This window comes from Pseudomonas sp. PA-6-3C (assembly GCF_021605825.1).
Classification (GTDB): domain Bacteria; phylum Pseudomonadota; class Gammaproteobacteria; order Pseudomonadales; family Pseudomonadaceae; genus Aquipseudomonas; species Aquipseudomonas edaphica.
The window spans coordinates 1-14,971 of record NZ_WKDV01000075.1 but is presented as its reverse complement, the minus strand read 5'-3'; the positions used below and the strand labels follow the sequence as shown (position 1 = coordinate 14,971).

Annotated in this window: 15 protein-coding genes; 8 read left to right on the top strand and 7 right to left on the bottom strand. The window is 55.7% G+C overall.

Annotation, left to right across the window (positions count from 1 at the left end):
• On the bottom strand, positions 1 to 737 hold a 737-nt coding region (locus tag GIW48_RS29010; protein WP_236490695.1), incomplete at its 3' end, for a hypothetical protein.
• A 619-nt stretch (positions 738 to 1,356) separates the two neighbouring features.
• On the opposite strand from GIW48_RS29010, the gene GIW48_RS29005 reads away from it, so the two are divergent.
• The 8 genes from GIW48_RS29005 to GIW48_RS28970 all read left to right on the top strand — a co-directional run bounded on the left by GIW48_RS29005 (position 1,357) and on the right by GIW48_RS28970 (position 8,977).
• The gene (locus GIW48_RS29005) at positions 1,357 to 1,659 is read left to right on the top strand and encodes a DUF6124 family protein (protein WP_236461290.1); all 303 of its coding nucleotides are present in this window, start codon (positions 1,357 to 1,359) and stop codon (positions 1,657 to 1,659) included.
• A 296-nt stretch (positions 1,660 to 1,955) separates the two neighbouring features.
• Positions 1,956 to 2,969 (top strand): iron ABC transporter substrate-binding protein, encoded by a 1,014-nt coding sequence (locus tag GIW48_RS29000; RefSeq protein WP_017137711.1) that lies wholly within the window; start codon positions 1,956 to 1,958, stop codon positions 2,967 to 2,969.
• A 3-nt stretch (positions 2,970 to 2,972) separates the two neighbouring features.
• Positions 2,973 to 4,562, top strand: coding sequence for an ABC transporter permease (locus tag GIW48_RS28995; protein ID WP_026013755.1), 1,590 nt, complete (start codon positions 2,973 to 2,975; stop codon positions 4,560 to 4,562).
• A complete protein-coding gene (locus tag GIW48_RS28990; RefSeq protein WP_236461292.1) occupies positions 4,559 to 5,626 on the top strand; it encodes an ABC transporter ATP-binding protein in 1,068 nt (355 codons plus the stop codon). The genes GIW48_RS28995 and GIW48_RS28990 overlap by 4 nt, the downstream gene beginning before the upstream one ends.
• Positions 5,627 to 5,687: 61 nt before the next feature.
• Entirely contained in the window at positions 5,688 to 6,452 is a 765-nt protein-coding gene (locus GIW48_RS28985; RefSeq protein ID WP_236461295.1) for a COG4705 family protein, read from the top strand.
• A 23-nt stretch (positions 6,453 to 6,475) separates the two neighbouring features.
• Entirely contained in the window at positions 6,476 to 6,898 is a 423-nt protein-coding gene (locus GIW48_RS28980; RefSeq protein WP_017137707.1) for a hypothetical protein, read from the top strand.
• A gap of 82 nt (positions 6,899 to 6,980) precedes the next feature.
• On the top strand, positions 6,981 to 7,646 hold the full coding sequence (locus GIW48_RS28975) for a response regulator (RefSeq protein WP_236461297.1): 666 nt from the start codon (positions 6,981 to 6,983) through the stop codon (positions 7,644 to 7,646).
• A complete protein-coding gene (locus GIW48_RS28970; protein WP_236461300.1) occupies positions 7,622 to 8,977 on the top strand; it encodes an ATP-binding protein in 1,356 nt (451 codons plus the stop codon). Before GIW48_RS28975 ends, GIW48_RS28970 begins: the two co-directional genes overlap by 25 nt.
• Before the next feature lie 284 nt (positions 8,978 to 9,261).
• Here the strand turns inward: GIW48_RS28970 and GIW48_RS28965 are convergent, their stop codons facing one another.
• The 6 genes from GIW48_RS28965 to GIW48_RS28940 all read right to left on the bottom strand — a co-directional run.
• Complete coding sequence (locus GIW48_RS28965) at positions 9,262 to 9,783, bottom strand: hypothetical protein (RefSeq protein WP_236461302.1); 522 nt, start codon at positions 9,781 to 9,783, stop codon at positions 9,262 to 9,264.
• Between the two features lie 510 nt (positions 9,784 to 10,293).
• Positions 10,294 to 10,446 (bottom strand): hypothetical protein, encoded by a 153-nt coding sequence (locus GIW48_RS28960; protein ID WP_177032284.1) that lies wholly within the window; start codon positions 10,444 to 10,446, stop codon positions 10,294 to 10,296.
• A gap of 283 nt (positions 10,447 to 10,729) precedes the next feature.
• Positions 10,730 to 11,149 (bottom strand): contact-dependent growth inhibition system immunity protein, encoded by a 420-nt coding sequence (locus tag GIW48_RS28955; RefSeq protein ID WP_236461305.1) that lies wholly within the window; start codon positions 11,147 to 11,149, stop codon positions 10,730 to 10,732.
• Positions 11,150 to 11,544: 395 nt separating this feature from the next.
• Positions 11,545 to 12,180 (bottom strand): SMI1/KNR4 family protein, encoded by a 636-nt coding sequence (locus tag GIW48_RS28950; protein ID WP_236461307.1) that lies wholly within the window; start codon positions 12,178 to 12,180, stop codon positions 11,545 to 11,547.
• Between the two features lie 355 nt (positions 12,181 to 12,535).
• The gene (locus GIW48_RS28945; protein WP_236461309.1) at positions 12,536 to 12,946 is read right to left on the bottom strand and encodes a hypothetical protein; all 411 of its coding nucleotides are present in this window, start codon (positions 12,944 to 12,946) and stop codon (positions 12,536 to 12,538) included.
• A gap of 1 nt (position 12,947) precedes the next feature.
• Positions 12,948 to 14,971, bottom strand: a 2,024-nt coding sequence (locus GIW48_RS28940; RefSeq protein ID WP_236486603.1) for a DUF637 domain-containing protein, incomplete at its 5' end; no start/stop codon positions are given.

The following is a 14,971-nucleotide window of genomic DNA, read 5'->3' as shown; positions in this document are numbered from 1 at the left end:
TCCACATACTTCGCCCGCCGACACTGCGCCTCGCGCCCCTCCACACACGCCTCCTTGATCTCCAACCCTGCCACGCCCACGTCCAGTGCCAAGCCCACATAGGTGCCCATCCCCAACCACTTCGAGGTCTGCGCAATGCTCCGCATCCGCTGCGCATACCCGGCAATCTCACCCTTGTGCAGATAGCTTTTGGTTGAAACCCCCAGTATCTTTTTCAACGCCTGATTACCTCGCAACCCCGTGCCAAATCGCGCCGCGCCTTGCAACTGGGTATCCAGCAGCCCAAACAGCGCCTGGCGCTGGCGCAAAAAAGCCTCACGCTCCAAGCCTGCGGTTTTCAGGCGCTGGTGCAGCCGCTCAATCTCTTCCAGCGTCTGCGCCACTTCGTCCAGATGCCGCGCCCACGCCGATGTTGAGCTGCCCACTCCCAACGAGCCGTACCCGAGAAGACTTTGCAGCAGGTCATAGTTGTTGACCACTTGGGTGGCGGCGCGCGCGTCCAGCTCCCGACCGATTGCCTCGGCATGGCGCACAAGCCAGGCCTCTTCCAGCGAGCAGATCACGCTGTAGGGATCGGGAATAATCACCAACTGCCCAGGCCTCACCAGCCCATGACGCAGGTGCCGGTTCAGCACATCATAATGATCGGCACGCTGCCGTCCCGGGGCATGACCCATCAACTGGTTTTTCAAGCTGATGTAGTCCGTGAGGCGGTCGTTGATATAGCCCTGCGCCATGCTTCGTATCCCTGAATGCAATGAAGATGGCGTTGGAATATAAGCAGGCGAACAGGGCTCGGACACAAGGTCGGGAAGGCTGAGTGATATTTGGGAAGTTGCCTACATCACTAGAAATTAACGCCTACAAAAATGGCCGGACTTGATAGATCGTTCCCACGCTCCCGCGTGGGAATGCAGCCCGTGACGCTCCGCGTCGCACCTGCGCAAAACTTGAATGTTGTGGGCGGGACGCGGAGCGTCCCAGGCTGCATTCCCACGCAGAGCGCGGGAACGATCTGTGGCGAGATTAGTGGCATTTGGTCATGGTTTTTAAAGGGCCAGCAGGGCGCGTCCCTTTAAATTGCAGGACGTTTCCTAGACAATCCTTGCCGCCTTGTGCCTGTTGGAATCGATGGCTAGTCTGCGATCCGTCACTGCTTATCAGTGATCGGGTTTAGTCGCTCGGTATTCCAAAAGGTGCATGGCCCTCCATGAGGTTTTATGGTGGCTGTGCGCAGGGCGCCCTCGGGTGCGCCGGTTTTTACCTTTTGGTCCGGTCGACTAACCTGCGTACAGCCGCCACCCTACGTTTAGTCGCGAACGGTTCGGCTCCTTGAATCCAAAAGGTAGCTAAACAATGAAAAAAGTCGTCCCTGACCCACCCCGCAACACCACCAAAGACCGCGCCGCCTTCAACCGCGCCATCGACCATTACCTGCCCTCCAACGGCGTTAAAATCGAAGACCTGAGCTTCGAAGACGCCCTGCTCTACACCGCCAGCTTGCTCGACAGTGCTTCAGCTACCGCACTCAATTGCGGTGATCTGCTGGCCAGCCCGCAGCGAGCGAAGATTCTGGCGGTGTGGCATTTGCTGGAGATGGCCAAGACCACCGTGGACCGATCCATCGAGTGCCTTAAACCCATAGCCCCGCCTGCCTGAACACAATAAAAACGGTGGGAGCGGCGGTGCGACGATTCGACTTGCTCGCGAATGCGGTGGGTCAGACCCAGAGATGCTGACTGAACCACTGCATCCGCGAGCAAGCCAGCTCCCACATTTGACCTGCGTCATTTAATAGGCCTCATCACATTTGTTAACCGTTTATTTGACGTTTTTTTCTCATCTGCGCCTCTACATTCGCCGCGCCTCAATATGCAAATGATTCCTATTGGTCTAGTCTCAGTCGACCCCTCACGGGCTTCCCGTGCCTACATAAAAACCGGAGCATTCAACGTATGGCTTCCCGTCTACCGTCTTTCCTCACTAAAGCCCTGCTCGCCACTGCATTGGTTGGCGCCGGGCAAGTGTATGCCGCCGAAACCGCCGGCATCGTGGTGTACAACGCCCAGCACGAAAGCCTGACCAAGGCCTGGGTTGAGGGCTTCACCGAGGAAACCGGGATTCCGGTAACCATCCGCAATGGCGACGACACCGAGATGGGCAACCAGCTTGTGCAGGAAGGTGCGGCCTCACCGGCCGACGTGTTCCTCACCGAAAACTCCCCGGCCATGGTGCTGGTGGACAACGCCGGGCTGTTCGCGCCAGTAGCGCCGAGCACGTTGGAACAAGTGGACGCCGCCTACCGCCCCGCCCACGGCAAGTGGCTGGGCATCGCCGCACGTTCGACGGTGTTCGTGTACAACCCGAGCAAACTCAAAGAAGCCGAGCTGCCAAAGTCCCTGCTGGACCTGGCCTCGCCAAGCTGGAAAGGCCGCTGGGCTGCCTCACCGGCCGGTGCCGACTTCCAGGCCATCGTCGCCGCCGTGCTGGAACTCAAAGGCGAAGCCGCCACCCTCGACTGGCTCAAGGCGATGAAGGCCAACGCGAGCATCTACCGTGGCAACAGCGCGGTGCTTAAAGCCGTCAACGCCGGCCAGGTCGACAGCGGCGTGATTTATCACTACTACAGCTTTGTCGACCAATCCAAGACCGGCGAAAACAGCAAAAACACCCAATTGCACTACTTCAAACACCAGGATCCAGGCGCCTTTGTGAGCATCTCCGGCGCCGGTGTATTGGCCTCCAGCAAGCATAAAGAAGAAGCCCAGGCCTTCTTGAAGTGGATCACCGGCAAAGACGGACAGGCGATCCTCAAGGACGGCAACTCGTTCGAATATGCCGTGGGCCAGGGCGCACAGTCCAACCCCAAGCTGACACCGCTGGCCCAGCTGGACGCGCCGAAAGTGGACGCCTCCAAGCTCAACAGCAAAAAGGCCGTCGAACTGATGACCCAAGCCGGACTGCTCTGATTGCTGCCTGAACCTTTAGCTCCCGCCTTAACGCAGGCGCAACCGCGTAAACGCGCCCACGGTTTGTTTAAAAGCCGTGGGGGCACGTGGGTCACCAGTTTGTCAGTAGTGGTGTCGCTGCTGGCGCTGCTGCCCATTGCGTTTGTGATCGGCGTGTCCTGGCAAATCGGCTGGGCGCAGATTGAAGCGTTGGTGTGGCGTCCGCGTGTGGGTGAGCTGCTGGTCAACACCGTGTTGCTGGTGGTGTTCACCCTGCCCTTGTGCGTGGTGCTGGGCATTGCGCTGGCGTGGCTGACCGAGCGCACCAACCTGCCAGGGCGCCGTGTGTGGTCGCTGCTGGCGGTTGCGCCGCTGGCGGTGCCGGCGTTTGTGCACAGTTACGCCTGGGTCAGCCTGGTGCCGTCGATGCATGGTTTGCCGGCCGGCGTGCTGGTCTCGGTGATTGCCTATTTCCCGTTTTTGTACTTGCCGGTGGCGGCGACCTTGCGCCGGCTCGACCCTGCCATTGAAGACGTGGCCGAGTCCCTGGGCCTCAAGCCCTGGGCGGTATTTTTTCGCGTGGTGCTGCCGCAGTTGCGCCTGGCGATCTGCGGCGGCGCACTGCTGGTAGGCCTGCATTTACTCGCCGAATACGGCTTGTACGCGATGATTCGTTTCGATACGTTCACCACCGCGATTTTCGATCAGTTCAAATCCACCTTTAACGGCCCTGCCGCCAATATGCTTGCGGCGGTGCTGGCGCTGTGTTGTTTGGCGATGCTCACGGCGGAATCCGCTGCACGCGGGCATGCGCGTTATGCGCGGGTCGGCTCCGGCAGCGCACGCGAGCAACGTATTGTGAGCCTGCGCACGCGCACCACGCTGCTCGCCCTTGGCCTGCAAGGGCTGACCTGCGCGCTGGCCCTGGGTGTGCCGTTGATCACCCTGGGCAAGTGGCTGATCGCCGGTGGCCGTGAGGTCTGGCAGTTCAACGAACTGCTGCCCGCGCTGGAGCAGACCGTGCTACTGGGCGTGGCCGGTGCCGTGCTGACCACCTGTGCGGCGGTGCCGATTGCGTGGCTGTCGATTCGGGCGCCAGGGCGTTTACAGCGCATCCTGGAAAGCTGCAACTACATCACCAGTTCGTTGCCCGGCATTGTGGTGGCGCTGGCCTTGGTCACAGTGACCATTCATTTCGCCCGGCCGATCTACCAGACCACCATCACCGTGCTGCTCGCCTATTTGCTGATGTTCCTGCCACGGGCGCTGGTGAGCCTGCGCGCGGGTATCGCCCAGGCGCCCGTAGAACTGGAAAACATGGCGCGCAGCCTCGGCCGTTCGCCGGGCCGCGCCCTGTGGCTGATCACGTTGCGGCTGGCCGCGCCTGCTGCGGCTGCGGGTGCGGCGCTGGTGTTCCTGGCGATCACCAACGAGTTGACCGCCACCTTGCTGCTGGCGCCTAACGGCACGCGCACCCTGGCCACCGGTTTCTGGGCGCTGACCAGCGAAATCGACTACGCCGCTGCCGCGCCTTACGCGCTGATCATGATCCTGTTGTCACTGCCGTTAACCGGCCTTCTCTACCATCAATCCAAACGCACGGCAGGCCGATGAACGCCCTCGAACTCCACGCCCTCTGCAAGACCTTCGGCACCCAGCGTGCCCTGGCGGACGTCTCCCTCGCAGTGCCCACGGGCAGCCGCACAGTGATCGTCGGGCCTTCGGGCTCGGGCAAGACCACCCTGCTGCGCATGATCGCCGGCTTTGAATTCCCCGACACCGGCAGCCTCACGCTCAACGGCCAGGTATTGGTCGACGCCACCCACGCGGTGCCGGCCCACCAGCGCCAGATCGGCTATGTACCGCAGGATGGCGCGCTGTTCCCGCACATGACGGTGGCCGACAATATCGGCTTTGGCCTGGCCACCCAAGGTGAAGCCCGGCACACACGCATCGCCGAACTGATGGACAGCGTGGCCCTCGACGCCAACATGGCCCGGCGCTGGCCCCATGAACTGTCTGGCGGCCAGCAGCAACGCGTGGCACTCGCCCGGGCCTTGGCCCAGCAACCCCGGTTGATGTTGCTGGATGAACCGTTTTCCGCGCTGGACACCGGCCTGCGCTCGGCCATGCGAAAAATGGTCGCGCGCCTGCTGAGCGACGCGGGCATCACCACGATCCTGGTCACCCATGATCAAAGTGAAGCGCTGTCGTTTGCCGACCAATTGGCAGTGATGCGCCAGGGGCGCCTGGTGCAGGCGGGCCACCCGATGGACCTGTACCAATACCCGGTCGATGAGCAAACCGCGTTGTTCCTCGGCGAAGCGGTGGTGATGCCCGCCCGTATTGAAGCTGGCTGGGCGCATTGCGGGCTAGGCCGTGTGCCGGTGGACAGTACGGCGGACTACGCAGCAACGCGGATCATGCTGCGCCCGGAGCAATTGCAGCTGAGTACCACCGACCTGTCGGGCTGTCGTGGTGTCGTGACCGAGCGCGAATTCGGCGGCAATACCTGCACGTTGACCGTGGTGTTGCAGCCTGCCGAGGATGAACCGGGCCAGGCGATTCTGGTGCGCAGTTCCGGCCTGCAAGCCCCGCCCACCGGCAGTGTGGTGCACCTCACGACACTCGGCACGGCGCATGTATTGAAAAAAAACCAGGCCCTCAGTCTCAGCTAAGTGTCGGGGCTTACCTTCTCCCCTGCGCCAACCACTGCGCAGTCAAGGAGAGGTAACCCCGATGAATGCCACAGCAGCCCGTTGGCTGAACAAAGTACCCGAGGTGACGCTGTCATTCTGGGTGATCAAGATACTGTCCACCACCGTGGGCGAAACCGGCGCGGATTACCTCGCCGTGGATGCAGGCTTCGGCGCCAGCTGGACCAGCTTCGGCATGGCCGCTTTGCTGGGGCTCGCGTTGTTCTGCCAACTGCGCACCAAGGCCTACACGCCGTGGATCTACTGGCTGACGGTGGTGCTGGTGAGCATCGTCGGCACGCAAATCACCGATATCCTCACCGATAAGCTCGACGTCAGCCTGTACACCAGTACGGCGATTTTTTCGGTGCTGCTCGCGCTTAACTTCATCGTCTGGTATCGCACCGAGCGCAGCCTGTCGATCCGCGACATCGTGACCCCGCGGCGCGAGTGGTTCTACTGGACCACCGTGCTGTGCACCTTCGCTTTAGGCACCGCCGCCGGTGACCTGGCCACCGAAGCCCTGGGCCTGGGCTTTACCCTCGGCGCGGTGATTTTCGCCGGTTTAATCGGCGTGACACTGCTGGCCTGGCGCCTGGGCGTCAACAGCGTGCTGACCTTCTGGATCGCCTACATCCTCACCCGCCCGTTCGGCGCCTCCCTCGGCGACCTGCTCACCCAAGCCAAGACGTACGGCGGCCTGGGCATGGGCGCCAGTTGGACCAGCGCGCTGTTCTTGTGCGTGATCGTGTTGCTGGTGGCCGTGGCGCAAATCAGCATCGGCAGCCGTAAAACCCTCATTCAATAAACTCTCACTCCAAGGAAACTGCCATGAGCAAAGTTCGCAATGTGATCCGCCACGCCGCCATTGTTTCAGCGATTTTCATGCTGGGCATCGCCACCGGTTGTTCCAAGCCGGCTGACAAACCTGCCAGCGCGGCCAACCCCACCAGCAGCCAGCGCCATATGTCGCAACTGGGTGATCTGTCGGCGTTTCGTAACATCGCGGTAGACGTTTCCGGTCTTGTTGCCAAGAACGACCTGGCAGGTGCCAAAGCCCGCATCAAAGACCTGGAAACCAGCTGGGACAGCGCTGAAGCCGGGATCAAGCCACGTGCCGCCAACGACTGGCACGTGCTCGACAAAGCCATCGACCGCGCCCTCTCGGCCCTGCGTGACGGCAACCCGAACCAGGCAGAGTGCAAAGCCTCGATGGACGACCTGCTCAAGACCTTCGACCTGATGAAAGGCTGATATCGGACAAATGCCTGCCCAGGTGCTTCAATACACACGCGGCGATCACCTCGCCGCGCGTGCTTTTTGTGCGGAGAGACTTATGCGAATACTGCTGGTCGAGGACGACCCGATGATTGGCGATGCGATCCAGCGTGCGCTCAGCGACGCGAGCTATGCCGCTGACTGGGTCAAGAATGGCCTCACCGCCCTCGCCGCCCTCGACACCCATCCCTATGACCTGGTGCTGCTCGACCTTGGCCTGCCTGGCAAGGATGGCCTCGACGTGCTGGACACGATTCGCGCACGCAACAACCCCGTGCCCTTGCTGATCATCACCGCCCGCGACAGCCTCGACGACCGCCTGCGGGGCCTAGACGGCGGCGCCGATGATTACTTGCTCAAGCCCTTCGATATCCCGGAACTGCTCGCACGCATCCGCGCCGTTCTACGGCGTAAAGGCGGCAGCGCTCAATCGTTGCTGGGCAATGGCGTGGTGACGCTGAACCTGCTCACCAAGCAAGCCAGTACGCAAGAACAGCATGAGGTCGCCCTTTCCAGTCGCGAATTTGCGCTGCTGCAAGCGCTGCTGATTCGTCCCGGCGCCATCCTTTCGCGCAGCGAGTTGGAAGACCGCTTGTATGGCTGGGGCAATGAGGTGGAAAGCAACGCCATCGAATTCCTGATTCACGCCTTGCGGCGCAAATTGGGCACTCACGTGATCAAGAACGTCAGGGGCATGGGATGGATGGTTTCAAAAAACGTCTGAGCGAGTCAGTGCAACTGCGCCTGTCGGTGGCGTTATCCCTCGCTATTTTGCTGGTGGCCTTGGTGGCCAGCGTGTTCGCCTTTGTCTCGGCGTTTGAAGAAACCCACGAACAGCAGGACGCCACCTTGCGCCAGGTGGCGATGCTGTATGACCGCCAGCACATGACCCTGCAATACCCACAAGGCCCGGCGCTTAAAGGCGATGACGAAGAAACCCGGGTGATCATCCAGCACCTGAGTGACAGCCCAAGGGCCACGGGCACCACGGATGAAGCCTTGCCTTTGCCGTTTCCGGCCAGCCTCGCCGATGGCCTGTCCACCGTCGCCGTGGTCGGCGAAAATTTTCGCGTGCTGGTGCACACCACCGCCCGTGGTGAACGCATCGCCGTGGCCCAGGAATCCGATGCCCGCGACAAGGACGCCCGCGAAAGCGCCTGGCGCAGTTTGTTGCCGTTCCTGATTCTGTTTCCGGTGTTGTTACTGGTGGTCGGCGACTTGGTGCGCAAGTTGTTTCGCCCCATTGGCGTGCTTGCCGCAGAGATCGACCAAAGGGCCGAGCAAGAACTGCACCCGATTGAAGAGCAACACCTGCCCAGCGAAGTACGCCCGTTTGTGGTCGCGATCAATCGCCTGCTGGCACGCGTCGGGCAGTCCATGGACAGCCAACGGCGCTTTGTCGCCGATGCCGCCCATGAACTGCGTTCACCGATGACCGCCCTGGCGCTGCAAGCCGACCGGCTGGCCGCCACCGAGCTGTCGCCCGTCAGCCGCGAGCGGTTTGAGCCGCTGTCACGCGGCATTCAACGCGGGCGCAAACTGATTGATCAATTGCTGAGCCTGGCGGCGGCGCAGTCGGCGTCTGAGCGGGTGCAAACCACACTGTCGGTGCATACCGTGTACCGCCAGATATTGGAAGATTTGCTGCCGTTGGCCGAGAGCAAACAGATCGATATCGGCGTTGAAAGCACCCAGGATGTGCAGGTGACGTTCAACGAATTGGACCTGTTTACGCTGGTGAAAAACCTGGTGGATAACGCCATTCGCTACACCCCGCCGGGTGGGCGTATCGACCTGTCGGTTGCGCTGGAGGCTGACGCCGTGAAACTGCAAATCAAGGATTCGGGACCTGGTATTCCTATAGAAGAACAGGCGCGAGTGTTTGATCCGTTTTACCGCAGCCTGGGCACCGACGAGGCCGGCTCCGGGTTGGGGTTGTCGATCGTCAAGGCGATCGCCGATCGCACAGGAGCGCGGGTGCAGTTGGGGTTTACGGATGTGGGGGAGCAAAAGGGGTTATGTGTGACGGTGCGGTTGCACGTTGATCGGATTTGAGCACGCCCGGTCGGGGTGTGAAATTGAGCTGCGAGTGGCCGCGGGAGTGACAGATTTTTGTATGCGGGCCGGTAGCGGCCTGCCGTCAGGGTCTGACCCTGAGGGATCCAAGACGCTCCGGACGCCCTATCCAGCGCCAGGACGGTGACGCGTTATTACTCATCGTTGTCCCCTTTTTCTTACAAGCTGGCAGTCGCAATGCCGAAACCGAGAACGCAAAAATCGATTGGATAAAGATCCAAGAAGGATCAGCTAATTATTAGAATAAACGCCGCTTATACCGTCTATTTGACGAACATTAGGCAGGCAAGACCTGCGGGCTTGATCCGCAGCTGTTGAATGGGTTCCACACCCTCAATATCTCCGACTTTTTTTATTACACCAATCCCGCAGTAACTCTGATCGTAGTTAAAAATGGGAAGGAAACCTGTCTTAGGCTCACTCCAAGAACCTGTCTTCAAGGTGTATATAGCACCGTCCTGCGGTGTGAACGAAAAGTGCACTAGACACTGTTTGCCTCCGATTACTCTTTCGTAGGTCAATACCAGTTTTTTACCCACGGCAATCCGCGATTCGATAAAGTCACCGGAATAGGGCAGCGGTGTGAGCCCCGCGTAGCAACCTTTTTCATTGAAGGTTATGGCATCCAGGGTGGTTCCATGTTCATTTTCAAGGCGAATCGTTGCCGAGGGCGCACCCGAAGGTGGGAAGTCGTATTGCTTGCCCTGTAATATCGAATTACAACCGCTGAGCGCCACGGTTCCTGCCAACAGAGTACAGCAGACAAATATTTTATTTCCGTACATAATTTCTTCCTAATACCATCGGGCTCATCCGGTAAAAACCAGGGGCCGCAAATTGTTGAAAATTTATAGCAAAAAGGGACGTAGCAAAAAGGGCAAAAAGGGGACGGATTTATTTAATCCTCCGAGCTCTTTGTTACTTAAATGAATCTGTCCCCTTTTCGCTTTTACAGCTTACGGGAAGGCCTTACCCGCTGTTTCACCACCGGCAGCGCCAGGTTTGATCTCAGGTGCTGCATCTTTTGCACCAACAGCTCAATCAAAAAATAATTGAGTCCAAAATAAACTGTAGTTTCACAGGGTCCGCAGCATTCCCAAAATAATATTCATTCCCCCCATCACCGACTAGTTCAGGAGGTGTCGACTTCCAATACAGTACGAAATATTTTTCGTCCAACAAATCCTCTAGTGCGCCCGCATCTTCATATGTTGAAATTCTAATGAATGGCCCATACTCCGAGTGAATAAACACTATCACCCTATCTCCGGTTTTCGAATCAATCATAGCCTACCTTACCACTTAATGTTGTTAAACCAGTCCAGCTCCTGCTGAGTAGAAGCTCGTTTGACACCTTTATTATCTAGAGCGTCTTCATATCTAACCGGACGTGTTGCTCCAGGCACATAAGGATTGGCTTCTGTTTCTTTAACTCGAGTACTGGTCATATCGAATTCCGTACCATCTTTATAGGTTATTTTTACTCCCGGCTCACCAGCCTCACCACCCAGTCGAGTGGTGTTCTTTGCTGTTCTGGTAGCAATAGTAAAAATAAAAAAAGTGGACAGATTTATTTAATTCTCCGAACTCTTTGTTACTTAAATAAATCTGTCCCCTTTTCCTCCAGATTACTTCTCCTACATGGCCATAGCTTTCCATCCATTGCCTCGTATCGCCCGTTTTAGGATCAAACTCCGTGGCGAAAGAAGCACCCCGAGTAGGTCCTTTGTGTCATTTGCCGTTAAGCGCTGCCAGTAGTTTCCTCTCTAGCGCCAGAGCATATTCGACAGCGCGAGGCTCCGCAGCAATAAGCTCTTTATCTCGCCGCAGAACATTCAACATTTTTTGCGTCAGTAGTAAATTCTTCGCCCAGACTGCCTCCGATAATTTTGAGGTTCCTTTTAGCAACTCGGCGTCATCCAGGAATCCTACCAGCACTTCCTTATCCAACTCGCGAACCACGACAGGCAATAATTCCGACGTATACATATCTTGCCTGACCGATCTGCAAAGGTCGCCGATTTCGAGCTCAGTTATCGGAGTGTCCAGAATCGACCTGTGCCATGACTCCAGCGCAGACTCATCAGGATCAGGCTCAACTTCCCACTTAAACCCGTTACTCTCATCTACTTCACGAAATGTCTTTTTCATATATCCGCACCATTTAGAAAAAAAGGGGACGATTTTATCTAACTCTCCGAACTATTTGTTACTTAAATAAATCCGTCCCCTTTTCTAATATCAACGTGCCCCATTCTATCCGGATCTGGCCAGAATATCGGCCCAGCCAAATACTCACTCGTTAGTCTTAACCTGATCATGGCAATGGTTTCCAAGAACTGACTGGATTAGCTCGAACCACGAAGCCGTTTGAGCCAACCCCAACTGCGATGTTTTGCTCAACATAAAAAAGCATAAAAAAGGGGACCATAAAAAAGGGGACAGATTTATTTAGCCCCGCTCCCTTTTTCTGGAAAGACTTCACCCAAGAAAGCGAAAAATAAATCTGCCCCCCCTTTTTTCCCTTTTTCCTCGGAAATAAACAATCAGCTATCAAGCCTTAACTTGATCTGAGCACCGTCTGGAAGGTCTTTAATTTGACGAGCAATATCAGCCCTAAGCTTCATTCCTTTGACAGCATCAATCGAATACAGATTATCTAATACAAACCCACCACCTAATACAAAAGGTATTTTCGGCAATAAGCGTTTTCCAGCAGCAAGCTGACCGTTCTTTTTTTGCCATCGGTGCGCCAACGGATACCCCGTAAGCACCTCATAATCACTCACTAGTAGTTGCGCCCACTCCTCAATATCTTGTGCCAAAAATTCTAGCGATCCTGTTTCGGGGTCAAAAGTATAAATTTTATTATTTTTTATACAAAACTGCCCACCAAAAATATCCTCAGCAAAAAATAGACAGCCATCGACCAAGCCGTCATACCCATCACGCCACAGAGAGTTTTCATTCCAATCAAAAATGCTGATTTCATGCTGACTAGAGCGCGTCGAAAACACATGCAGAGCACTTTCCAACGCATAAAATCCATTACATCGTTCGAGCATTGCCAAGAGTGCACAAGCTAAATCGCCAGCCATTTCAAATAATTCTACTGAGAGTTCAGGAACATGCTCGCTCAAAGATGAACTCGCTCTCGATAACAGTTTATCCAAACTCGACATATTCTAATCCACCACGTCTATTCGTACCTTAGTACCATTTGGGAGCCCTCTACATTGAGCACCAATGCAAGCACCTGCCCCACGGTTATCACAACCCAAAAAAAGGGGACAGATTTATTTAATTCACGCACTTCTCATAAATAAATGGATGCTGGCTAACTGGTTAACCAAAGCATCAAGCTACCGAGCACAAAAAAATAAAGCCACGTTATTAAAGAGCTAGCCACCATCATAGAAAAATAAAAGCATCAAATTTTCAAGTCAGTCTCCATTGCAAAAAGGCTGAAAAAGGAATTCGCCCCTTTCTCGATCAAATAAATCCGTCCCCTTTTCTTTTTTATCAAGCAAAAATAATCTACTTCATTCCACTATAGGGATCTGAAACAGAGTTTCCGATTTCGGCCAAAGCAACTTTTATCTCAGACGAAACCTTCAACGATAACTTTTCAACTGGATATGTGCGCACAAAATTGTAAACCTCTTCAAGCCCTAGCCTAGCGACAACCCCAATAATAATTTCAACGAGTTCTAAATCCTGCCCATCCCATATCAACTTCAAAATCTCTTCAACCTGACACTTCAACTCAAAATCTAAAATTGTATAGGTATGCCATTGTCGATCACTTAGCTCTAACAATGACTTAGAAAACTCGAGCCTACCGAGATCTTGATTCTCAAAATCTCTCAGCAACGCAACAAGCTCAGAACGAATATCTCCTTCAAGCATCGAATCTGGAAGTGCTGAATAATATTCAAGCTTTTTCATTTCAGAAATCTACCGGTATATGCGTAATATTAGATGGCTTCCTATACAAATTACCATCTTGACCAAGTAGCTTGTTTCCAATTTTTATCTGTGCCGTCCACCCGCCCCCCGCATTAGACCCAGGAAATTTTTGAGCGGCGTTGACATCTGGAGCGTGCCATTTGATCTCTACTATTTGACCGTTCCATTGATACTGAAATTTACTACCATCTGCAATTGTAGCTGATGTTTTGAAGGTATTAGGCGTACCTGGAGGCATCAGTTTTTCCAAATCCGCAGCATTGATCCTGCCATTGCTAATATATCCTTTCGCTGAAGAATAGACGTCAACGAAAGCCGCGGGTTTAAAGGGTGCAGGTTGATTTAGATAACCAAAATCGCCATCTACTTGAGATGCTGAAAAACTGCCTTTTGAAACGGGCGACACTTCAGCAACCGCACCGCCTCTCTTTGCACCCACCGTAACACTCGGCTTCGCCCCAGGAATCCCCAACCCCGCAATCGCGAGCGCCCCAAACAGCAAATTACCCGCTGCGTTCCATCCATCACCATTGATAGCCTGGTTCGCACCATGGCCTGCTTGAAGCACACCGTTAGCCGCTGCAGCGATTCGAACACTAGCGCCTAATGGCCCCGAAAGTCCATAAATGGCAGGACTCCCGATATTCGCAAGGCCTTGCTGCTCGTTATTTTCGCGCAGAACCCCCTTGGCATCCCTGTAAGTCAGCTCGTTAGCACTTCTATCCCTGCTCCACGAAAATTGCTCAGCCCAACTCAGCTCAGATCGCGCAGCATCCGCGTACGCATTTTTTGCATCGGTTGTACCAGCATAAGAAAACTCAGTGGAGGGCGTCGGCCCTTTGGTGAGGAGGCTTGCCAGTTCTTTAAGCGCCTGTGCCTCTCCCTTGGCTGCAGTTTGCTCGTAGGCGTAGACCTGAAGATAGGCATTTAACTCAACGATGTCGGCTCTGGATAAAGAACCAGGATTCTGCTTGTAGGCCGCCAACAGGTTATCGCTGCGCTGATCCGCCCCTTCGAGAGTCACCAGCGTCTTGGCTGCCCCAATACTGCGATCCTTCTCAAATGCTTCACGCGCCTTATCCCGCTCAGGTGCGGAGTGATCTCCCAAAAAGTTGTACTGAGTCGAGTTCTGCGCAATCCACTTGCCCTTCTCTAGCTTGCTTGCGTCAGCATCTTTTTGACCGGCGGCAGCCAACACGCCTACGATTTGAGAGCTCATGGTCAATAAGCGTTCGTCGCCTTTAACCAGCTTGTTTAGGTCTGCGACCAAGGCTTCGTTTGCCCCGGCGGCTAAAGCGCCCGTTTTGAAATCACCACCTGTCGCCTCGGCCAGTAGCCCTCCGACCATGGCATGAATGGCAATTTTTTGCGCCGATCCATCGGCAAACACGCCCTTGGTGTAATCGCCGACGGCATTGAAGCTGGCGGCGGCCAGAGTATTAAACAATGCGTTTTTTAACGCATCACTGGCACTCCCGCCTTGTCCGAGAGCTTTGCTTAGCAGTAAAGAAGTGCCATTTTGAAGCGCTTGATTCGCTGCAAACTGCCCTACACCACCCACGGTATATAACTTCGGTCCGATTATTTTTCCGGTGGCCGTGTCCGTATGGGTCCCAGTCCATCCGTCAAAGTAAGCAGCGGTAAAGCCGGCCGTGGCACCGGAAATCACATACCCCTTCATGGCATCCGAGGAGGTGACATCTTTAAGCACTGCGCCCAGGTTCCCACGATTGTTAATGACACTAACCGTAGCGTTGGTCGCCGCTCCCGCCGCAACAGCGCCTGTCGCAGCAGATATGCCAGCCGCCGCTTCTACGGAGAGTGTTCCCGCAGTTACCATGCCACCGGTAGCCGTGCCCATGGCGCCCGCCGCCATAGGCCCAACCACCGCCGCCATCACAATCGCAATAATGATCTGCGAAGCCGGCCCCAACCCCGAGTTGCTGTACTTGAAGCTGTCATGAATCTCCTTGACCTGCCTCCAGTCCACATCACCGCGAGCCT